Here is a 20,494-nt window from a genome sequence, read left to right as displayed (position 1 = left end):
TACCTACGGCAAGGCGACGTTGGCGTGATTTGAAGAGATTTTCAAAGAGTATAAACAGAAAGGTAGAGCGCGTGTTCTAATTTGAACATGAGCGGAAAAACTTAGAAAGGAAGGGGAGTTCGGGTTTGAATTGAATCCGATCTACTCTTCTCAATATTATCAAAATTAAGAAAGGAATTGAACCCATCATAAAAGCAGTGGGAAAAGATAGTTGGTCTAGCGAGCATCGCTCACTGCGCCCCACTCCTATTTTCCCTTTGGCTTTTTAACGAGTTTGGTATCTTTCTCAATATAAAATATAAAAAAGAAAGGTAGAGCATGTGTTTTGATTTGAACACGAGCGGAAAACTTTTCTAAAAACTCAGAAGAGAAGGGGAGTTCGGGTTTGAATTGAATCCGGTCTAATCTTCTCAATATCATCAAAGTTAAGAAAGAAAGGAATTGACCCCACCCTAAAAGCAGTGGGAAAAAGATAGTTGGTCTAGCGAGCATCGCTCACTGCACTCAACTCCTATTTTCCCTTTGCTTTTTGACGGGTTTGGTATCTTTCTCAATATAAAATAAAGAAAGGTAGAGCGTGTGTTCTGATTTGAACACGAGCGGAAAACTTGGAAAATAGATAATCTGACTGAAAAATCAGGATTTCTCGTCAGATTCCTAATTTTCAGTCGTTTTCTTGTCGCTCTTTGTATCATAAATTATGTCTATCCATATTGCTGCTCAGCAGGGTGAAATTGCTGATAAAATTCTTCTTCCTGGGGATCCTCTTCGTGCTAAGTTTATTGCGGAGAATTTCCTTGAAGATGCTGTTTGTTTTAACGAAGTGCGTAACATGTTTGGTTACACTGGTACTTACAAGGGCCACCGTGTATCTGTTATGGGAACTGGGATGGGAATGCCATCTATTTCGATTTATGCGCGTGAGTTGATTGTTGACTACGGTGTGAAAAAATTGATCCGTGTGGGAACAGCAGGTTCTTTGAATGAAGATGTTCACGTCCGTGAATTGGTTTTGGCTCAGGCAGCTGCAACTAACTCAAACATCGTCCGTAATGACTGGCCACAGTATGATTTCCCACAAATCGCTAGCTTTGATTTGCTTGATAAGGCTTATCATATTGCCAAAAATCTCGGTATGACAACCCACGTTGGGAACGTTTTGTCATCTGATGTCTTTTATTCAAACTACTTTGAAAAGAACATTGAGCTTGGTAAATGGGGGGTCAAGGCTGTGGAAATGGAAGCAGCAGCTCTTTACTATCTGGCTGCTCAGCACCATGTTGATGCGCTAGCTATTATGACAATCTCTGATAGCTTGGTTAATCCAGATGAGGACACGACTGCAGAAGAACGTCAAAATACCTTCACCGATATGATGAAGGTTGGATTAGAAACCTTGATTGCTGAATAAAAGAGAACACAAAAGGAAGACTTTCTGGATGAAAATCTTCCTTTTTTAGTCATTCAGTCCATACTGTGACCTTAATGAAATGTTGCTCTACCGTCTATTTTTTAAGAGATTGCAAAAAACAATCAATCTCTGCTTGAGAATGGAGAATACGCATCTTTTCTGGGTAAGTATTGTTTAAATATTGGTATCTATCCTTAGCATTTTTTGTTCGACCATCCCAGAGAATCCAACGAATAAATTCCCAGTTGAATTGCTCGGGGCATCCCTTAGCCATGCTTTCTCTCACTTTTCCTCTGTATTTTAAATAGCGCTTAAAGGCTCTTAGCAAACAATTCCAAGCAGAGAAGTTTAAAAAGATGATCTGGTTAGCTTCCTGCATTCTTTCTTCGTAATAACACCAAGAATAATTACCATCGATGACCCAAGCTTCATGCTTGGTGAGAAAATTTTTCATCTCGGTTAACATCCAATCACGGTCACTGTCTTGCCAACCAGGTTGAAATTGGAGTGTGTCCATATGAAGTTTTGGGATGGAGTAGTAGAGAGATAACTTTTCAGCTAGCGTTGACTTACCAGCACCAGAATATCCGATAATTGCGATTTTCATTTTCTACCTTTTCCAATTTGGAGACAAAAAAACAGCCTCTATGGACTGTTTCTTATTTAGCAAGTTTAGCTGAAAGACGAGCTTTATCGCGGCTTGCTTTGTTTTTGTGAATCAAACCTTTAGTTTCTGCTTTATCGATAGCTGAGCTAGCAGCACGGAAAAGTTCTTCAGATGGGTTTGCTTCGAAAGCTTTGATAGCAGTACGCATAGCTGATTTTTGAGCTGAGTTCTTTTCGTTTTGTTTAACGTTCAATTCAGCGCGTTTGATAGCTGATTTAATGTTTGCCAATGTTCTTACCTCCATATTTACTAACTATACCATTATATCTGAAAACTTACGTTTTGACAAGGGAAAATTACTTTTTTAAGTAAATTTCATCGATTTCATGGTTCTTGCTTTTATGAAGAATCACTTCCGCACGATTTCTGGTTGGTTCAATATAATTTTGTAGATTTGTGAGATTGATACTGGTCCAGACCTGATGGGCAAAGGATTCCACTTCCCCAATCGGCATTTGTGTAAAACGATAATAGTAGCTATTAGGGTCGTTTTGGGCTAGGCTCAGCATTTTCAAGAAACGGTCCAGATACCAACTCTCAATATCATCCACTCCAGCATCTACATAGATGGAAAAGTCAAAGAAGTCAGTGATATAGAGACGATCGTTTTGTGGATTTTGAAAGACATTGATTCCTTCAACAATCACAAAATCAGCAGCTTTGACACTTTGTTTCTCTTCAGGTACGATGTCGTAGATTTCATGAGAATAGACAGGAATATCCACATCTTGTCCATTTTTGATGCAGTCCAAGAAGTTGAGAAGAGCTTCCATATCATAGCTTTCAGGAAATCCCTTACGATTTAAAATCCCTTGTTCAATCAAGGTCTGGTTGGGATAGAGAAAGCCGTCAGTTGTTACCAACTCAACCGTAGCATCTGTAAGTGTACGGGACAGTAGGATTTGAAGTAGGCGACTGGTTGTGGATTTTCCAACGGCAACACTCCCAGAAACCCCAATGATAAAAGGCTGGGATTTGCTTTCACGTTGAAGGAAAATCCCTTTTGAAAAGGCCAAATCATCCTTGGTACGCTTGTAAATCTGGATGAGATGGGCTAGGGGGAGATAGACATCGGTAACATCCTGCAAGCTAATCTGGTCATTAAAACTCTTGATGGATTCTAATTCCTCTTCTGTCAAAGGAGGTGTCGTCTTTCGATGTAAAGATTGCCAAGTCTGGCGACTGATTTTTTCAAAATGTAAAAATTCGTTGGTCATTTGTTTTCCCCTAGATATTTTGTCTATCATACCATAAAAAGTTAAAAAAATAAAGCGGTTTCTTGAATGTGGTAAGTCAATAGTATATAATATAAGTAGATAGAGGATGAACAATTTATTGATGAAGTAGGAGCTGCTTTCTACTGACTTATCAGCTATAAAGGGGGCTTTGGGGTTTATAACTTATAGGAGGTGTACTATGAAAATCTTGAAACGTTACCTATTGGAACTCTGTTTTATTTTAAGTTTTGCCTTACCTTTTATAAAAGGAGTCAATGCGGATAATGGTAGACGCTTTGTGGAAATCTATTACGGTTTTACTTTTTTGATGGAACATGCCATTGTAACAGCTGTCTTTATCTGTTCGCTTTTGATTGCTTTCTTCCTAAAAAAACGGTGGACGAAATGGCTTGCTGCTGGTAGTTATTTCTTTTTAGTTCTATGGATTGCGACAGAGGGTTATTTCGCTAGAAGATCGCTAGAAGATTTGATACGATTTTGGACAAGTTTGGAAATCCTGACACAAACTTATCAGTTGGGCTTTTATCTAAACATTTTGTTGGGAATTTTGTTGATGATTAAGCAATAGTAATCAAAATGCGTCTGATGATAGACAATAAATCTTGTGTTATGTGTTTTATCATGGCAATGATAGCTGTAGTCCTAGATGAAATACAAGTTGCTTATAAAAGTTGAAAGAGATTGAAGGGGAGCTATTGTAACGCACCTTCCTTCAATCTTTTTGTTTTATTCTGGATATGTAAACGATTTACAATTCGATCCAAAATATGATAGAATAGGGTTATGAATAAAATGTACTATGCAGAAAATCCTGACGCTGCTCACGACATTCATGAGTTGAGAGTGGACTTGTTGGGAGAAAAAATGACCTTTTTAACGGATGCGGGTGTTTTTAGCAAGAAAATGATTGACTTTGGAAGTCAACTATTGCTCAAGTGTCTTGAGGTCAATCAAGGAGAAACTGTCCTTGATGTAGGCTGTGGTTACGGACCTTTGGGCTTGTCTTTAGCAAAGGCTTATGGAGTTCAGGCGACCATGGTCGATATCAACAATCGTGCTTTGGATTTGGCACGACAAAATGCTGAACGAAATAAAGTAGAAGCGACGATTTTCCAGTCCAACATCTATGAACAAGTTAAAGGGAAATTTGACCATGTCATTTCAAATCCCCCTATCCGTGCGGGTAAGCAAGTGGTTCATGAAATCATTGAGAAAAGCAAAGATTTTTTGGAAACTGGTGGAGATTTAACAATCGTTATCCAGAAAAAACAAGGGGCCCCAAGTGCTAAGTCCAAGATGGAAGATGTCTTTGGCAACTGTGAAGTCGTCAAAAAAGATAAGGGATACTATATCCTTAGAAGTGTGAAAGAATGAGAGCAGTTGATTTAATCCAAAAAAAACGAGATGGTCAAGAACTGACTTCGAGTGAAATTGAATGGCTAGTTGAAGGCTATGTGTCAGGAACTGTTCCTGATTATCAGATGTCTGCCTTTGCTATGGCTGTTTATTTCAAAGGAATGACGACACGAGAAATCTCAGATTTGACTATGAAGATGGTTAAGACTGGTCAAGAGTTTGATTTATCAGCTATTGATGGGGTTAAGGTAGACAAGCATTCTACGGGTGGTGTTGGTGATAAGGTGACCTTGATTTTGGCTCCCCTTGTTGTTAGCTTCGGTGTACCTGTGGCAAAAATGAGTGGTCGTGGTCTCGGCCATACTGGTGGAACAATTGATAAATTGGAGTCCATTAAGGGCTATCAAGTAGAACGCAGTCAAGAGGATTTTATTCGTCAGGTTCAGGATATTGGAGTATCTGTCATTGGGCAATCAGACCAGCTGGTTAAAGCTGACAAGCTTCTCTACGCCCTTCGTGATGTGACCGCAACTGTTGACACGATTCCTTTGATTGCTAGTTCGGTGATGAGCAAGAAAATCGCGGCAGGAGCGGATGCTATTTTGCTAGACGTGACTGTCGGTGAGGGTGCCTTCATGAAGACGGTTGATGAGGCGCGTGAATTGGCTCAAACCATGGTGGAACTTGGTAAGGCAGTTGGTCGAAAGACGGTAGCAGTGATTACGGATATGAGTCAGCCCTTGGGACGAGCGATTGGAAATCGTCTGGAGATCCTTGAAGCACTGGAGATTTTACAAGGGCAAGGCCGTCAGGATATTACTCACTTCATATGTGAGTTGGCTCAAATTATGCTTGGTTTGGCAAATGTAAATAAAACAGTTGAAGAAGTTCGCCAACATCTTGAAAATGGTCAAGCACTGGCTAAGTTTGAGGAGATGGTCCAAGCCCAAGGTGGAGACTTGGAAGACCTCTATCGTCCTGTCAATGTTACCCATGTGGTGGAAATCCCTGCTCAGGAAACGGGTGTCATTTCAGCTCTTCCAGCAATGGAATTTGGGCTTTATGCCATGAGACTGGGGGCAGGCCGTGCAGTCAAGTCTGATGCCTTGGACTATGAAACAGGAATTGTTTTTGAAAAGAAGGTGGGAGATTCCGTTCAAAAGGGAGAAATTGTTGCAAAAGTATACACAAATGGAAAAATTTCTCCTCAGCTAGTTACAGATTTTCAAAAATATGTTAAAATAAATGATAGGGTGCAAAGTTTACGAGAAATTATAGAAATTATCTCATAAACCGCAGGAGAATCCGAATATGAAATTAAATAAATATATCGATCATACGCTTTTAAAGCAAGATGCAAAGGAAAAACAAATTGATAGTTTGTTGTCTGAGGCTAGAGAGTATGATTTTGCCAGTGTTTGCGTTAATCCGACCTGGGTTGAACATGCCAAAAAAGGGCTTGAAGGCACAGATGTCAAGGTCTGCACAGTAGTAGGTTTCCCTTTGGGGGCAACAACTTCAACTGTGAAAGCTTTTGAGACAAAAGAAGCTATCCAAAATGGTGCAGATGAGATTGATATGGTGATCAATGTTGGGGCTCTCAAATCAGGTAATTTAGCCTTGGTTGAATCGGACATCCGTGCTGTTGTAGAAGCAAGTGGTGACAAGTTAGTGAAAGTCATTATTGAAGCGTGCCTTCTGACAGACCAAGAAAAAGTTGTGGCTTGCCAATTAGCCCAAAAAGCTGGAGCTGACTTTGTCAAAACATCTACTGGCTTTTCAACTGGTGGTGCTACGATAGCAGATGTTCAACTAATGCGTGAAACAGTTGGAACTGAGATGGGTGTCAAGGCTGCTGGTGGAGCTCGTTCTTATGCAGATGCTCTAGCCTTTGTAGAAGCAGGGGCGACCCGTATCGGAACGTCAGCTGGGGTAGCCATTCTAAAAGGAGAATTGGCAGATGGCGACTACTGAGTTGATTGAACTGGCAATTGAAACCAGCAAACATGCCTATGTCCCCTATTCTCACTTTCCTATCGGAGCAGTTTTAGTAGCCAAAGACGGAAGTGTTTACACGGGAGTGAATATCGAAAATGCTAGCTATCCTTTGACCAATTGCGGTGAGAGAACAGCCATTTTTAAGGCTGTATCTGAAGGGCAAAGAGAATTTTCAGAGCTGATTGTTTATGGTCAAACTGAAAAACCGATTTCACCATGTGGTGCTTGTCGCCAAGTAATGGTCGAATTTTTTGAACAAGATCTAAAAGTGACCTTAGTCGCAAAAGATAAATCGACGGTCGAGATGACGGTCGGGGAATTACTTCCATACTCTTTTACAGACTTAAATTAGTCTGAGTCGCTCTCTGAGTGGCACGGTCCTTGCGGCCAACCAATCCATACTTGCAACATCGTTGCACATCTTATTTAGGAGGTTCAGTAATGAACAAGAAACAATGGCTAGGTCTTGGCCTAGTAGCAGTGGCAGCAGTTGGACTTGCTGCATGTGGTAACCGCTCTTCTCGTAAGGCAGATTCATCTTCTGATGTGAAGACAAAAGCAGCAATCGTCACTGATACTGGTGGTGTTGATGACAAATCATTCAACCAATCAGCTTGGGAAGGTTTGCAGGCTTGGGGTAAAGAACACAATCTTTCAAAAGATAACGGTTTCACTTACTTCCAATCAACAAGTGAAGCTGACTACGCTAACAACTTGCAACAAGCGGCTGGAAGTTACAACCTAATCTTCGGTGTTGGTTTTGCCCTTCACAATGCGGTTGAAGAAGCAGCTAAAGAACATTCTGACTTGAACTATGTCTTGATTGATGATGTGATTAAAGATCAAAAGAATGTTGCGAGCGTAACTTTCGCTGATAATGAGTCAGGTTACCTTGCAGGTGTAGCTGCAGCAAAAACAACTAAAACAAAACAAGTTGGTTTTGTAGGTGGGCAGGAGTCAGAAGTTATCTCTCGTTTTGAAGCAGGATTCAAGGCTGGTGTTGCGTCAGTAGACCCATCTATCAAAGTACAAGTTGACTACGCTGGTTCATTTGGTGATGCTGCTAAAGGTAAAACAATTGCAGCCGCACAATACGCAGCCGGTGCAGATATTGTTTACCAAGTAGCTGGTGGTACAGGTGCTGGTGTCTTTGCAGAAGCAAAATCACTTAACGAAAGCCGTCCTGAAAATGAAAAAGTTTGGGTTATCGGTGTTGACCGTGACCAAGAAGCAGAAGGTAAATACACTTCTAAAGATGGTAAAGAATCAAACTTTGTTCTTGTATCTACTTTGAAACAAGTTGGTACAACTGTAAAAGATATTTCTAACAAAGCAGAAAAAGGTGAATTCCCTGGTGGTCAAGTAATCGTTTACTCATTGAAGGATAAAGGGGTTGACTTGGTAGTAACAAACCTTTCAGAAGAAGGTAAAAAAGCTGTCGAAGATGCTAAAGCTAAAATCCTTGATGGAAGCGTAAAAGTTCCTGCAAAATAATGGATGGAAGTCATTTCTTAGGAAGCGGCCCTCGGTCGCTTTTTTAAGAGTTGAGACAAAGTCATTTTGTCTCAGTAAAGCTTGCTACTAGACAAACTAGCAAGTTTTATTGAAATAAAATAAGACTCTGAAAGGAAGAGCACATGGCACACGAAAATGTCATAGAGATGCGTGATATTACCAAGGTGTTTGGCGAATTTGTTGCCAACGACAACATCAACCTGCACCTACGAAAGGGTGAAATTCATGCACTTTTAGGAGAAAATGGGGCTGGAAAGTCCACGCTCATGAACATGTTAGCAGGACTTCTTGAACCAACTAGTGGTGAAATCGCGGTCAACGGTCAAGTTGTCAACCTCGACTCCCCATCTAAAGCAGCTGGCTTGGGAATCGGAATGGTTCACCAGCACTTTATGTTGGTAGAAGCTTTCACGGTGGCTGAAAACATCATTTTAGGAAGTGAATTGACTAAAAATGGTGTACTAGATATTGCTGGAGCTAGCAAAGAAATCAAGGCTCTTTCTGAACGTTATGGCTTAGCTGTGGACCCTTCTGCCAAGGTGGCAGACATCTCAGTTGGAGCTCAACAACGTGTAGAAATTTTAAAAACCCTTTATCGGGGAGCTGATATTCTTATTTTTGACGAACCAACGGCTGTTTTGACTCCATCAGAAATTGATGAATTGATGGCTATTATGAAAAATCTTGTCAAAGAAGGAAAATCAATTATCTTGATTACCCACAAGTTGGACGAGATTCGCGCAGTTTCTGACCGCGTTACAGTTATCCGTCGTGGGAAATCAATTGAAACCGTCAAAATTGCAGGGGCTACTAATGCTGATTTGGCGGAAATGATGGTAGGACGTTCTGTTTCCTTTAAAACAGGGAAACAAGCATCTCAACCAAAAGAAGTGGTCTTGTCTATTAAAGACTTGGTGGTTAATGAAAACCGCGGTGTCCCGGCTGTGAAAAATCTATCCTTGGATGTTCGTGCTGGAGAGATTGTTGGGATTGCGGGGATTGATGGAAATGGTCAGTCTGAACTGATTCAAGCCATCACAGGTCTTCGCAAGGTTGAATCTGGGAGCATCGAGCTAAAAGGAAATTCAACTGTAGGCTTGCACTCACGACAAATTACAGAGTTGAGTGTTGGGCATGTTCCAGAAGACCGTCACCGTGATGGTTTGATTTTGGAAATGATGATTTCTGAAAATATTGCCCTTCAAACCTACTATAAAGAACCACATAGTAAAAATGGAATTTTGAACTATTCAAATATTACTTCTTATGCTAAAAAGCTAATGGAAGAGTTTGATGTTCGTGCTGCCAGTGAATTTGTTCCTGCAGCTGCACTCTCAGGAGGAAATCAACAAAAAGCAATTATTGCTCGTGAAATTGATCGAGATCCTGATCTCCTTATCGTCAGCCAGCCAACTCGTGGTTTGGATGTCGGTGCCATTGAATATATCCACAAACGCTTGATTGAAGAGCGTGATAATGGGAAGGCTGTCCTTGTTGTCAGCTTTGAATTGGATGAGATTTTAAACGTCTCAGACCGTATTGCCGTTATCCACGATGGTAAGATTCAAGGTATTGTATCACCAGAAACAACCAATAAACAAGAACTTGGTGTCTTGATGGCTGGTGGAAACTTGGGAAAGGAGAAGAGTGATGTCTAAAAAATTACAACAAATTTCGGTTCCCTTGATTTCTGTATTCCTAGGAATTTTACTTGGAGCCATTGTCATGTGGATCTTCGGTTATGATGCTATTTGGGGCTACGAAGAATTGTTCTACACAGCCTTTGGTAGCCTCCGTGGGATTGGGGAAATCTTCCGTGCAATGGGGCCTTTGGTCTTGATTGGTCTTGGTTTTGCCGTTGCCAGTCGTGCAGGTTTCTTTAACGTCGGACTTCCTGGTCAGGCTTTGGCAGGTTGGATTCTAAGCGGTTGGTTTGCCTTGTCGCATCCAGATATGCCCCGTCCCTTGATGATTCTGGCAACTATTGTGATTGCCTTGATTGCTGGTGGGATTGTCGGAGCGATTCCGGGTATTCTGAGAGCTTATCTAGGGACGTCAGAGGTTATCGTCACCATCATGATGAACTACATTGTCTTGTATGTAGGGAATGCCTTTATCCATGCCTTTCCTAAAGAATTCATGCAAAGTACAGATTCGACCATTCGTGTCGGGGCTAATGCAACCTATCAGACACCTTGGTTATCTGAATTGACTGGTAACTCACGGATGAATATTGGTATTTTCTTTGCTCTCATTGCCGTTGCAGTCATTTGGTTTATGCTCAAGAAAACAACCCTTGGTTTTGAAATTCGTGCGGTTGGTCTTAATCCACATGCTTCAGAATATGCTGGTATTTCTGCAAAAAGAACGATTATCCTCTCAATGATTATTTCAGGTGCCTTGGCTGGTCTTGGTGGAGCTGTTGAAGGACTTGGAACCTTCCAGAATGTCTATGTTCAGGGGGCGTCATTGGCTGTTGGATTTAACGGGATGGCGGTTAGTCTGCTTGCGGCCAACTCACCAATTGGTATTCTCTTTGCAGCCTTTCTGTTTGGTGTTCTCCAAGTTGGAGCTCCTGGTATGAATGCGGCGCAGGTACCGTCTGAGCTTGTTAGCATTGTAACAGCGTCTATTATCTTCTTTGTCAGTGTTCATTACCTTATCGAACGCTTTGTCAAACCGAAAAAACAAGTTAAAGGAGGTAAGTAAAGATGTCTATTACAACCTTGCTCACCCTCTTGGTGTCTTCTATGCTGATTTATTCAGCACCCCTCATCTTTACAAGTATTGGTGGTGTTTTCTCTGAACGTGGTGGTGTGGTAAACGTCGGTCTTGAAGGAATTATGGTTATGGGTGCCTTTTCTGGAGTTGTCTTTAACCTTGAATTTGCAGAACAATTTGGAGCAGCAACCCCATGGCTATCCTTGCTTGTAGCAGGATTGGTAGGGGGAATCTTTTCTATCATCCACGCAGCAGCAACGGTTCATTTCCGTGCAGACCATGTTGTCAGCGGTACTGTCTTGAACTTGATGGCGCCTGCCTTGGCTGTTTTCTTGGTGAAAGTTCTTTATAACAAAGGACAAACCGACAACCTAAGTCAGACTTTTGGACGCTTTGATTTCCCAGTCTTGGCAAATATCCCAGTGATTGGTGATATCTTCTTCAAGTCAACTAGTCTTCTTGGTTATCTGGCCATTGCCTTCTCATTCCTTGCTTGGTTTATCCTCTTCAAGACTCGATTTGGTCTTCGTCTCCGCTCTGTCGGTGAACATCCTCAAGCATCGGATACCTTGGGAATCAATGTCTACAAGATGAGATATTTTGGAGTTATTATTTCAGGTTTCCTAGGTGGAATTGGCGGAGCGATTTATGCTCAATCAATCTCAGTTAACTTTTCAGTGACAACTATTGTTGGACCTGGATTTATCGCTCTTGCTGCGATGATTTTCGGAAAATGGAATCCAATCGGAGCCATGCTATCTAGTCTCTTCTTTGGGCTTTCACAAAGTTTGGCTGTTATCGGTTCTCAATTGCCGTTCCTACAAGGAGTTCCTGCGGTTTACCTTCAAATCGCACCTTATGTTTTGACAATTCTAGTCTTGGCAGCTTTCTTTGGAAAAGCAGTCGCACCAAAAGCAGATGGTATCAACTATATCAAATCAAAATAAGCATACAAAAAACGTCAGTACATACAGAACTGGCGTTTTATTTTTTAGGATGTTGGTGGGTCAAGTTCAATCCCCAAGGGACCAAATTTTCAGTTTTATTTTTGATGCGTGTGATATTGTCCTTATGGCGAATGATAATCAAGCTAGCAAGAGCCAGGATAATAGCGATGAAGAGAGGGTCATAATTGCTCAGGATAAAACCAAAAAGTGGAAAGAGTAGAACTCCGATGACAGCCGCGATAGATGCTGTGACACTAGATAGCGAAATCATACTACCAAGATAGAGGGTTCCAAAGAAAATAACTGCAAGGTAGAGACAGAAGACAGGCGCAAATCCGAAAATCACTCCAGCGCTAGTTGCGACAGCCTTGCCACCCTTAAATCCTGCAAAGATAGGGAAGGTATGGCCAATAACAGCCAAAAGTCCAAAGATGAGAGGCGAAACACCTTGAAGATGAAACATAATTGGAAGAAGTGTTGCTAGGGTTCCTTTGAAAAAGTCAATCACAAAGGTCGCCATACCTGCTTTCTTACCTAAAATGCGGAAAGTATTGGTTGTTCCAGTATTTCCAGAACCATGCTCGCGCAGATTGATTTGAAAGAATACTTGTCCAATCCAGAGACCAGACGGAATCGAACCCAGCAGATAAGCTAGGATTAATAAAACTATTGTCATCATACTCCTATTATATCATGAAATGGAAAAGAAAGGCAGAGAATCACTTCTGAAATTGTCACATCGGAGAAAGAAAAATTTTGCAAAATCCTTGGAAAACCTGTAGAATAGTAAAGATGAACGAATAGGAGGTTCCTTGTGTCAAAAAAGGAAATCAATATTAACAATTATAATGATGATGCCATTCAGGTGCTAGAAGGGTTGGATGCAGTTCGAAAACGTCCAGGGATGTATATCGGATCGACCGATGGTGCTGGTCTCCACCACCTAGTCTGGGAAATTGTCGATAATGCAGTCGATGAAGCCCTGTCTGGGTTTGGCGATCGTATTGATGTGACCATCAATAAAGATGGGAGTTTAACGGTTCAAGACCATGGTCGTGGGATGCCGACGGGTATGCACGCTATGGGAATTCCAACTGTTGAGGTTATCTTTACCATCCTTCATGCCGGAGGAAAATTTGGTCAAGGTGGTTATAAGACATCAGGTGGACTTCACGGGGTGGGTTCTTCCGTTGTTAATGCCCTTTCTAGCTGGTTAGAAGTTGAAATTACTCGTGATGGCGCAGTTTACAAGCAACGTTTTGAAAATGGTGGAAAACCTGTCACGACCTTGAAGAAAATTGGTACAGCACCCAAGTCTAAAACAGGTACCAAGGTTACCTTCATGCCGGATGCGACTATCTTTTCTACGACAGACTTCAAGTACAATACCATTTCAGAACGTCTCAATGAATCAGCCTTTCTCTTGAAAAATGTGACCTTGTCTCTGACAGATAAGCGAACAGATGAAGCGATTGAGTTCCATTATGAAAATGGGGTGCAGGACTTTGTTTCTTATCTGAACGAAGATAAGGAAACCTTGACGCCAGTTCTTTACTTTGAAGGGGAAGACAATGGTTTTCAAGTGGAAGTTGCGCTTCAGTATAATGACGGATTTTCAGATAATATTTTGTCCTTTGTCAATAACGTTCGCACCAAGGACGGTGGAACGCACGAGACAGGACTCAAGTCCGCTATTACCAAGGTCATGAATGACTATGCGCGTAAGACGGGGCTTCTCAAGGAAAAAGATAAAAACCTTGAAGGTTCAGACTACCGTGAGGGACTTGCTGCCGTTCTTTCTATCTTGGTTCCTGAAGAACATTTGCAGTTTGAGGGACAGACCAAGGACAAGCTAGGAAGTCCTCTTGCTCGTCCCGTTGTGGATGGCATTGTGGCGGATAAGTTGACCTTCTTCCTTATGGAAAATGGGGAATTGGCTTCTAATCTCATTCGCAAGGCTATCAAGGCCCGTGATGCTCGTGAGGCAGCACGTAAGGCGCGTGATGAGAGCCGAAATGGGAAGAAAAATAAAAAAGACAAGGGTTTGTTGTCTGGGAAATTGACCCCAGCCCAGTCTAAGAATCCTGCTAAGAATGAACTCTATCTGGTTGAGGGTGACTCTGCCGGTGGCTCTGCCAAGCAAGGTCGTGACCGCAAGTTCCAGGCTATCTTGCCCCTTCGAGGTAAAGTTATCAATACAGCTAAGGCTAAGATGGCGGATATTCTCAAAAATGAGGAAATTAACACCATGATTTATACTATTGGTGCGGGTGTTGGGGCAGACTTCTCTATTGAAGATGCCAACTATGACAAGATCATTATCATGACCGATGCCGATACTGATGGAGCCCATATCCAGACCTTGCTCTTGACATTTTTCTACCGCTACATGCGTCCGCTAGTTGAGGCAGGACATGTTTATATCGCCCTCCCGCCTCTTTACAAGATGTCAAAAGGAAAAGGCAAGAAAGAAGAAGTGGCCTATGCTTGGACGGACGGAGAGCTAGAAGAACTCCGCAATCAGTTTGGCAAAGGCGCAACCCTCCAACGCTACAAGGGACTTGGTGAGATGAATGCGGATCAACTCTGGGAAACAACTATGAATCCAGAAACCCGTACACTCATCCGTGTCACCATTGAAGACCTAGCTCGCGCCGAACGCCGCGTCAATGTCCTCATGGGAGATAAAGTCGAACCACGCCGTAAATGGATTGAGGATAATGTCAAGTTTACGTTGGAAGAAGCGACAGTGTTTTAATGAAAGAAAATAATATGTTAGTAAACTGGAAATTAGAGTCGGATGTGAATGACTATGTGAAAAAGCAGTTTGAAAATCTTGGTTTGAAAAAATTGCAGGATTATAATGAAGAATCTGCTATGAGTGCTTATCTCAAAGAGGCGCTTAAGGGAGCGGCTAAGACGCAAACTAAGACTAATTTTGGAAAACCAGATTTTCATATTGAAAAATACAAACAAGTTCCTATCTTGATTGAAAACAAACTCAAATTATCTAAGCTAGTTGCTCAAACAAAGGACGGTATTAAGTTTGATGATAAATCAATTAGTGATTTTGCGGTGAATGGGGTTTTGCATTATGCGAGGGCAGTTATTGATAGTGGTAAATATCATGAAGCCGTCGCAGTTGGTGTTGCAGGTGATAACGAAGAAAATGTGACTATCAAAGTTTATTATGTCTTTGGTTCTGCTCCTAATGCCTATAAAGAGCTATCAAAGGTAACGACTTTTGATTTTTTGGAAAATGAGTCCACCTTTGAGATATTCTACAAAGATGCTGTTTTGAGCGAAGAAGAAAAACACCAAATTCTGATTGATAGTCAAGCGACCTTGCAAGGCTATGCTAAAAAGCTCAATAAATTGATGCACAACCATAATATCACAGCTCCTCAACGGGTGCTTTATGTGTCTGGTATGCTATTATCTATGCAGGATATCGTAGATTGTAAGGGCAAAAAGGTTGATGAGGGCTTAATACCTGACGATTTAAAAGGTGTGCAGTCTGAAACCAAGCGTGATGGTAAGAAAGTTGTTGATCAAATCAAGGCTTTCCTAGATGAACGTGAAATCAATGAAGATAAGAAAACTCTCATGTTGGCTTCTTTTGGAGAAATTTCCAAAGATAGCCAGCGTGACGAGTTGATTACCAATGACAAAGAAGTAGCACAACTTCTCCCTCAAAAGGAAAATTCTGTTACCAAGCAAATCTTCACTTTTATCTATGAGAATATTTTCAAGTCCATTGATGGTTTGGGTGGACATATCGATATTATGGGGGAGATGTACTCCGAATTTCTAAAGTATGCTTTGGGAGATGGAAAAGAAATTGGTATTGTTCTGACCCCTCCTTATGTTACCAAAATGATGGCGCAAATTCTGGGGATAACAAGTGAGAGCAAGGTTATGGATTTGGCGACTGGTTCAGCTGGTTTCCTCATTTCAGCGATGGAGTTGATGATAGATCATGCAAATATCAGTTTTGGGAAGGGGACTTCTCGAGCCAACGAGGAGATTGCGAAGCTCAAGAAAGATAACCTGCTAGGAATAGAACTTAATGCAGAGATGTATACCTTAGCGACAACCAATATGATTCTTCGTGGAGATGGATCTAGTCGAATTGAAAAAGGTTCTGCATTCAATCGTCCTGAGAGTCTGTTTACGGATTTTAAAGCTAATCGTGTCTTGCTGAATCCCCCTTTCTCTTATGAAGAAAATGGTCTTCCTTTTATAGCCTATGGTTTGGATAAGATGGAGCGTGGTGGCCTAGGTGCCATTATCATTCAAGATAGTGCTGGTTCTGGTAAGGCAACAAAGACAGCTAAAGCTATTTTGAAAAAGCATACCCTACTTGCTTCTATCAAAATGCCTGTTGACCTTTTTGTTCCCATGGCAGGAGTCCAGACTTCTATCTACATTTTTAAGGCTCATGAGGCACACGATTACGACCAGACGGTTAAATTTATTGACTTTAGAAATGACGGTTTTAAACGTGCTAAGCGAGGTATTTCAGAGGTTGATAATCCTATCCAGCGTTACCAAGATGTGATTAAAATTTATAAGGCTGGAAAGAGAGCGGAAGTGAGTAAAGAACTTTGGGATTTAGATGCTATCTTTATTGAGGACTTTATCACTGACAAGGGTAATGATTGGAATTTCGAACAGCACTAGATCATTGATACAAAACCAACCTTGGATGATTTTAAAAAGACTGTTACTGACTACTTAGCTTGGGAAGTGGAACAACTCCTGAAAAACAAGGGGGAAGATAGCTCAAAAAAAGCCTAAGCCCTCGCCTTCAAAAATTGGAAGAGGAATTTGAAGCAAGTGGGGGCGAGTGGAGAGAGTATCGGATAGGAGATTTATTTGGTAATATTGTTCAGGGTTCCCGTCTAACGAAAGCAGATCAGATAGATGGCCTTTTACCATTTGTGATGGCAGGAGTGACTAATACGGGTGTCGTTAGACATATTGGGAATAAGATGACTATTTTTCCAAAAAATTCTCTGACTATTGATATTTTTGGAAATGTTTTTTATCGAAATTATGAATTTAGCGCATCAGATGATGTGGGTGTCTACTGGAATGACGAAGAGTATAGTGAACACTCCATGTTATTTTTAGCATCTTCAATTCAAAAATCTTTAGTTGGTAAATTTGATTTTGGAAATAAGCTACGCTCTTCTAAATCTCATGACCTCCTAGTTAAACTTCCAACTCTCAATAACAAATTAGCATTTTCATACATGGAAAGCTACATCAAAGCGCTCGAGTCTGAACGCATCGAGACGCTCGAGTCTGAACGCATCGAGACGCTCGAGTCTTATCTAACTGTAACAAATCTTAGGGATTATCATCTTACAAAAAATGATGAAAAAGTACTTGACAAGTTTGCAAAACTTTCCGATACTAAGAGTAGAGTAGAGGAGTCGGAGGTATTCCAACTTTCTCAGGTCTTTAACTTATCCAGTAGTAAAAAGAAATTCAATGCAAATATGATTGAGTTTGGAGGAAAGTTTCCTTATGTAGCTCGTGGAGATAGTAACAATGGGATTCGAGGTTATATTACAGAGAGTGAAGAATTTCTCAATCCTGCCAACACAATTAGTTTTGGTCAAGATACGGCAACGATGTTTTATCAAAAAGAACCCTATTTCACAGGAGATAAAATTAAGGTATTGCGCACTAAAGAAGTAGAATTGGATAGGTATAAAGCTCTTTATTTAATTACTTCATTAAGAAAGAGTTTCTCTACATTTAGTTGGGGAAGTAGCTCTTTTAATGAAAAAGTATTAAAAGAGACAGATGTTAAGCTTCCTATCAAAAATAATCAAATCGACTATACATTTATGTCTGACTTTGTTCGAGCAGTGGAGAAATTAGTTATCAAGGATTTAGTCATCTGGGCTGACAAAAAAATTGCTGCGACTAAGGAAGTAGTAGCAAGATAGTTCAGTATATCTGTCCTTTTTAGGGAGTAGCTGTCCTAATTTTTAGGCAGTTTTTCCCTAAAAAGGACAAGTTGAGTTTTGATAATAGCTATTTATTTACACCTTACAAAAAGTTTACATTGAAAAAAGTAAGAAGGAGGATCCAGTAAATGGAGAATAAGAAACCTAAAGGAGCTGCAAAGATTAGATTGTTCAAAATAAGTCATGCAGAGTATGGGAAAGTACTTGATGTGTTGGATGCGAAAACATCTATTTTGGATGTAAGAAATATGATTTGTAATAGAGAGCCTGATTATGAGTATTTTATTCCAAAAGTGATATTTTCATTGGACAAAGAGGCTAAGGAAAATGGTTTCTATTTTAGCGGACTCAACGGAGATTTTGCTTACTTACCAAGGGTTACTACAGACATTGTAGAGTTTAAGTTGCCAGATGAACTGAAAGAACATATTGCTAAAGGGCACCCTGTTTTCTATACAAAATGGCGTTAATAAGGGGAAGATATGGTATTGGAAAATAAACTAGGCATTACAAACTCAGCCCAGCTGGCAGATGCAGAAGAAAAACTGACAAAAAAACAAGCCGCCCTGCTTTTTCAGACAGGAGACTTGTTCAAGATGGAAGTTGGGACATTTGCAGGGCTGTCAGCTATTCACCACTATCTTTTTTCAGGTATCTATGATTTCGCTGGAAAAATCCGTGATGTCAATATTGCAAAGGATAACTTTCAATTTGCCCCCCGTATTTTTTTAGAGCAATCCTTGCAGTATATTGACAAACTTCCTCATGATAATTTTGATCAAGTAGTTGATAAGTATGCGGATATGAATATTGCCCATCCTTTCCGTGAGGGGAATGGACGCGCAATGCGGATTTGGCTAGATTGTATGCTTCGTCAGAAACTGGGCAAAGTGGTAGACTGGAATGCTATAGATAAGGATGAATACCTGAATGCCATGAAGCGTAGTGCAGTATCGACTGGAGAACTCAAGTATTTGCTCCTCAATAACTTGACGGATGACCTTACTCAGACCAGTTTCTTTAAGAGAGTAGATGCTTCATACTACTACGAAGGATACAGTCTTTACAAGACAGGGGAATTATAGTATAAAAACTATCCAGTAAGAAGAATCAGACGCTTGGTAACCTATAAAATGAGAAGGTGCTGACATGAGAATTGAAACAGAAATGCTAGATCTGATTTTACAAACTGCCAAAACTTTACAAGTTAAAGCTATCGCCATGTCTGGTTCACGGACAAACCAAAAGGTTCAAACAGATGAATTTCAAGACTATGACGTGGTCTATATCGTGGATGATTTAGATAATCTGACGAGTGACCTTTCTTGGCTAGATCAGTTTGGCAAACGCCTGATTGAACAGCATGTCCAGCTTGACCATCGTCGTCTCTACCTCATGCTCTTTGAAGATGGCAATCGTATCGATTTGACTCTTTGTCCTAAAGAACACATTCAAGAATGGGTGGACAGTGAAGCAGGATTCACTGTTTTAGAAGATAAGAAGGGCTTGTTTGAGTCCTATTCTCCCAGTCCAAAGCGTTTCTGGATACATCCAGCTACTGAGACAGATTTTAAAAATTCCTGCAATGAATTTTGGTGGGTGTCATCTTACGTGGTTAAAGGGATTTGTCGGAATCAGCTCATCTACGCGATTGACCATCTTTACGGCATTTGTCAGCAAGAATTCTTGAAAATTTTGGCTTGGCAGGTAGCAAGTGATAGGGGGAAAGTAGACGTCGGCAAGAATTATAAGCATCTTTTTAACTATTTACCTGCTGAGCAAAAGAAGGAATTCTCAGATTTGCTTGATTTTTCAAGTATAGATAAAATCACTCAGTCTTTATTGACTACGATGCAACTTTTCCATAGAGAAGCTCAAAGACTTGCTCAAAAGCTGGGCTTTGACTACGATAAAGAAGTGGCTGAGAAGATGATTGAGTATGCTGAGGAAAGAGTGAAGAAGTTTGGGAATAACTGGAAAAATGAAAAAGCGAGAGGAGAAGACTCATGATTGAAAAAGTGGAACGCCTCATTACAGAGATTAATCGTATTCATCGAGAATATTCTAAAGATTATTTTGAAACGGGTAAGGTGGAAAAAATAAATCTCAAGCATACCTTTTCAAAAGTTCCGACTAAAGCGATTTTGTCCTACCGTCTGAATTTACATGAGTCAATTAATGATTATCTGATGAAAGCGGATGTCCAAGATATTGCCTATGTTTATCGTGTCAAAACTTCTGAGTCTATTTTAGATAAAATTACACGTTTTTCAGAGCGTCAAGAGGGCTATCCTGTGAATTCAATTCTTAATGATATTTTTGGTGCTCGTATGATTTTAAGTTCCAAAGAGATAGCTCAAGTCATGGATAAATTAGATGATTGGCAAGAGATTTACGGACTAAAAAACTGGTATTTACGTGATAAAGATGGCTATGTCGGTATTCATATCTATTTTAAAAATAAAAGTAATTTTTACTATCCATGGGAACTTCAACTTTGGGATAGGAAAGATGTAGATAGCAATATCGCCAGTCATATCAAGTATAAACGAGGATTTGTGAAGTAGACATTTTAAGTGGAAATGACGATACAGGAATTGGATGGAAGTGACTTACTCTATATTTTTTCTTTTTCCATAGTATTTACTCTACATTCT

At 40.5% G+C, this 20,494-nt stretch carries 20 protein-coding genes and 1 pseudogene; 17 read left to right on the top strand and 4 right to left on the bottom strand.

Annotated features, from left to right (window positions below; genetic code table 11):
* Positions 1-700 precede the first annotated feature (700 nt).
* Positions 701-1,411, top strand: coding sequence for a purine-nucleoside phosphorylase (gene deoD, locus HT736_RS06595; RefSeq protein WP_031243322.1), 711 nt, complete (start codon positions 701-703; stop codon positions 1,409-1,411).
* 94 nt (positions 1,412-1,505) lie between these two features.
* On the opposite strand, the gene HT736_RS06590 is transcribed toward deoD, so the two are convergent.
* The 3 genes from HT736_RS06590 to coaA form a co-directional block, all read right to left on the bottom strand.
* Positions 1,506-2,018, bottom strand: a complete 513-nt coding sequence (locus HT736_RS06590; RefSeq protein WP_000684199.1) for a DNA topology modulation protein — start codon at positions 2,016-2,018, stop codon at positions 1,506-1,508.
* A 52-nt stretch (positions 2,019-2,070) separates the two neighbouring features.
* A complete protein-coding gene (gene rpsT / locus HT736_RS06585) occupies positions 2,071-2,307 on the bottom strand; it encodes a 30S ribosomal protein S20 (RefSeq protein ID WP_001274000.1) in 237 nt (78 codons plus the stop codon).
* Positions 2,308-2,374: 67 nt separating this feature from the next.
* The gene (gene coaA / locus HT736_RS06580) at positions 2,375-3,295 is read right to left on the bottom strand and encodes a type I pantothenate kinase (RefSeq protein ID WP_119943135.1); all 921 of its coding nucleotides are present in this window, start codon (positions 3,293-3,295) and stop codon (positions 2,375-2,377) included.
* Between the two features lie 199 nt (positions 3,296-3,494).
* Here coaA and HT736_RS06575 point away from each other — a divergent pair, with 199 nt between their 5' ends.
* From HT736_RS06575 to HT736_RS06535, 9 genes are all read left to right on the top strand, one after another.
* Positions 3,495-3,884 (top strand): hypothetical protein, encoded by a 390-nt coding sequence (locus HT736_RS06575; RefSeq protein WP_119919808.1) that lies wholly within the window; start codon positions 3,495-3,497, stop codon positions 3,882-3,884.
* Positions 3,885-4,099: 215 nt separating this feature from the next.
* A complete protein-coding gene (locus HT736_RS06570) occupies positions 4,100-4,690 on the top strand; it encodes a class I SAM-dependent methyltransferase (RefSeq protein ID WP_119943137.1) in 591 nt (196 codons plus the stop codon).
* Complete coding sequence (locus HT736_RS06565) at positions 4,687-5,964, top strand: pyrimidine-nucleoside phosphorylase (protein ID WP_119943139.1); 1,278 nt, start codon at positions 4,687-4,689, stop codon at positions 5,962-5,964. Before HT736_RS06570 ends, HT736_RS06565 begins: the two co-directional genes overlap by 4 nt.
* Before the next feature lie 19 nt (positions 5,965-5,983).
* The gene (gene deoC, locus HT736_RS06560; RefSeq protein ID WP_119943141.1) at positions 5,984-6,646 is read left to right on the top strand and encodes a deoxyribose-phosphate aldolase; all 663 of its coding nucleotides are present in this window, start codon (positions 5,984-5,986) and stop codon (positions 6,644-6,646) included.
* Positions 6,633-7,022, top strand: a complete 390-nt coding sequence (locus tag HT736_RS06555; RefSeq protein ID WP_000246089.1) for a cytidine deaminase — start codon at positions 6,633-6,635, stop codon at positions 7,020-7,022. The genes deoC and HT736_RS06555 overlap by 14 nt, the downstream gene beginning before the upstream one ends.
* Positions 7,023-7,111: 89 nt before the next feature.
* Positions 7,112-8,164 carry a BMP family protein gene (locus HT736_RS06550; protein WP_001036123.1) on the top strand — a complete coding sequence of 351 codons (1,053 nt, stop codon included), beginning with the start codon at positions 7,112-7,114 and terminating at the stop codon, positions 8,162-8,164.
* A gap of 143 nt (positions 8,165-8,307) precedes the next feature.
* Entirely contained in the window at positions 8,308-9,843 is a 1,536-nt protein-coding gene (locus HT736_RS06545) for an ABC transporter ATP-binding protein (RefSeq protein ID WP_119946968.1), read from the top strand.
* Positions 9,836-10,894, top strand: a complete 1,059-nt coding sequence (locus tag HT736_RS06540) for an ABC transporter permease (RefSeq protein WP_054388252.1) — start codon at positions 9,836-9,838, stop codon at positions 10,892-10,894. The genes HT736_RS06545 and HT736_RS06540 overlap by 8 nt, the downstream gene beginning before the upstream one ends.
* Before the next feature lie 2 nt (positions 10,895-10,896).
* On the top strand, positions 10,897-11,853 hold the full coding sequence (locus HT736_RS06535) for an ABC transporter permease (protein ID WP_000029121.1): 957 nt from the start codon (positions 10,897-10,899) through the stop codon (positions 11,851-11,853).
* A 37-nt stretch (positions 11,854-11,890) separates the two neighbouring features.
* Here HT736_RS06535 and plsY read toward each other — a convergent pair whose 3' ends face one another.
* Positions 11,891-12,532, bottom strand: coding sequence for a glycerol-3-phosphate 1-O-acyltransferase PlsY (gene plsY, locus HT736_RS06530; protein ID WP_172930863.1), 642 nt, complete (start codon positions 12,530-12,532; stop codon positions 11,891-11,893).
* A 135-nt stretch (positions 12,533-12,667) separates the two neighbouring features.
* Here plsY and parE point away from each other — a divergent pair, with 135 nt between their 5' ends.
* The 7 genes and pseudogenes from parE to HT736_RS06495 all read left to right on the top strand — a co-directional run bounded on the left by parE (position 12,668) and on the right by HT736_RS06495 (position 20,404).
* Complete coding sequence (gene parE, locus HT736_RS06525) at positions 12,668-14,611, top strand: DNA topoisomerase IV subunit B (protein ID WP_172930862.1); 1,944 nt, start codon at positions 12,668-12,670, stop codon at positions 14,609-14,611.
* A gap of 14 nt (positions 14,612-14,625) precedes the next feature.
* Positions 14,626-16,653 (top strand): annotated as a pseudogene (locus HT736_RS06520) (N-6 DNA methylase).
* Between the two features lie 17 nt (positions 16,654-16,670).
* Positions 16,671-17,816, top strand: a complete 1,146-nt coding sequence (locus HT736_RS11740) for a restriction endonuclease subunit S (RefSeq protein WP_172930861.1) — start codon at positions 16,671-16,673, stop codon at positions 17,814-17,816.
* A 149-nt stretch (positions 17,817-17,965) separates the two neighbouring features.
* A complete protein-coding gene (locus tag HT736_RS06510; RefSeq protein WP_000428283.1) occupies positions 17,966-18,307 on the top strand; it encodes a hypothetical protein in 342 nt (113 codons plus the stop codon).
* A 12-nt stretch (positions 18,308-18,319) separates the two neighbouring features.
* Positions 18,320-18,922 (top strand): Fic family protein, encoded by a 603-nt coding sequence (locus tag HT736_RS06505; protein WP_050261457.1) that lies wholly within the window; start codon positions 18,320-18,322, stop codon positions 18,920-18,922.
* Between the two features lie 64 nt (positions 18,923-18,986).
* Entirely contained in the window at positions 18,987-19,847 is an 861-nt protein-coding gene (locus HT736_RS06500) for an aminoglycoside 6-adenylyltransferase (protein WP_138704868.1), read from the top strand.
* Entirely contained in the window at positions 19,844-20,404 is a 561-nt protein-coding gene (locus HT736_RS06495; RefSeq protein ID WP_138704867.1) for a GTP pyrophosphokinase, read from the top strand. Before HT736_RS06500 ends, HT736_RS06495 begins: the two co-directional genes overlap by 4 nt.
* The last annotated feature ends 90 nt before the right edge of the window (positions 20,405-20,494 follow it).

The organism is Streptococcus sp. 339, from assembly GCF_013277285.1.
In the GTDB taxonomy this organism is placed as follows: Bacteria; Bacillota; Bacilli; order Lactobacillales; family Streptococcaceae; genus Streptococcus; species Streptococcus pseudopneumoniae.
Note: the sequence above shows the minus strand (reverse complement) of the source record. Positions and strands in the feature narration are given on the sequence as shown.

Excerpts from the sequence above, each read along its gene's own strand:
- coaA (WP_119943135.1), bottom strand. The coding sequence starts at position 3,295 with ATGACCAACGAATTTTTACATTTTGAAAAAATCAGTCGCCAGACTTGG.
- HT736_RS06540 (WP_054388252.1), top strand. The coding sequence starts at position 9,836 with ATGTCTAAAAAATTACAACAAATTTCGGTTCCCTTGATTTCTGTATTC.
- HT736_RS06575 (WP_119919808.1), top strand. The coding sequence starts at position 3,495 with ATGAAAATCTTGAAACGTTACCTATTGGAACTCTGTTTTATTTTAAGT.
- plsY (WP_172930863.1), bottom strand. The coding sequence starts at position 12,532 with ATGATGACAATAGTTTTATTAATCCTAGCTTATCTGCTGGGTTCGATT.
- HT736_RS06555 (WP_000246089.1), top strand. The coding sequence starts at position 6,633 with ATGGCGACTACTGAGTTGATTGAACTGGCAATTGAAACCAGCAAACAT.
- HT736_RS06590 (WP_000684199.1), bottom strand. The coding sequence starts at position 2,018 with ATGAAAATCGCAATTATCGGATATTCTGGTGCTGGTAAGTCAACGCTA.
- deoD (WP_031243322.1), top strand. The coding sequence starts at position 701 with ATGTCTATCCATATTGCTGCTCAGCAGGGTGAAATTGCTGATAAAATT.
- HT736_RS06495 (WP_138704867.1), top strand. The coding sequence starts at position 19,844 with ATGATTGAAAAAGTGGAACGCCTCATTACAGAGATTAATCGTATTCAT.
- HT736_RS06500 (WP_138704868.1), top strand. The coding sequence starts at position 18,987 with ATGAGAATTGAAACAGAAATGCTAGATCTGATTTTACAAACTGCCAAA.
- deoC (WP_119943141.1), top strand. The coding sequence starts at position 5,984 with ATGAAATTAAATAAATATATCGATCATACGCTTTTAAAGCAAGATGCA.
- HT736_RS06535 (WP_000029121.1), top strand. The coding sequence starts at position 10,897 with ATGTCTATTACAACCTTGCTCACCCTCTTGGTGTCTTCTATGCTGATT.
- HT736_RS06565 (WP_119943139.1), top strand. The coding sequence starts at position 4,687 with ATGAGAGCAGTTGATTTAATCCAAAAAAAACGAGATGGTCAAGAACTG.
- HT736_RS06570 (WP_119943137.1), top strand. The coding sequence starts at position 4,100 with ATGAATAAAATGTACTATGCAGAAAATCCTGACGCTGCTCACGACATT.
- HT736_RS06505 (WP_050261457.1), top strand. The coding sequence starts at position 18,320 with ATGGTATTGGAAAATAAACTAGGCATTACAAACTCAGCCCAGCTGGCA.
- HT736_RS06510 (WP_000428283.1), top strand. The coding sequence starts at position 17,966 with ATGGAGAATAAGAAACCTAAAGGAGCTGCAAAGATTAGATTGTTCAAA.
- HT736_RS06550 (WP_001036123.1), top strand. The coding sequence starts at position 7,112 with ATGAACAAGAAACAATGGCTAGGTCTTGGCCTAGTAGCAGTGGCAGCA.
- HT736_RS06545 (WP_119946968.1), top strand. The coding sequence starts at position 8,308 with ATGGCACACGAAAATGTCATAGAGATGCGTGATATTACCAAGGTGTTT.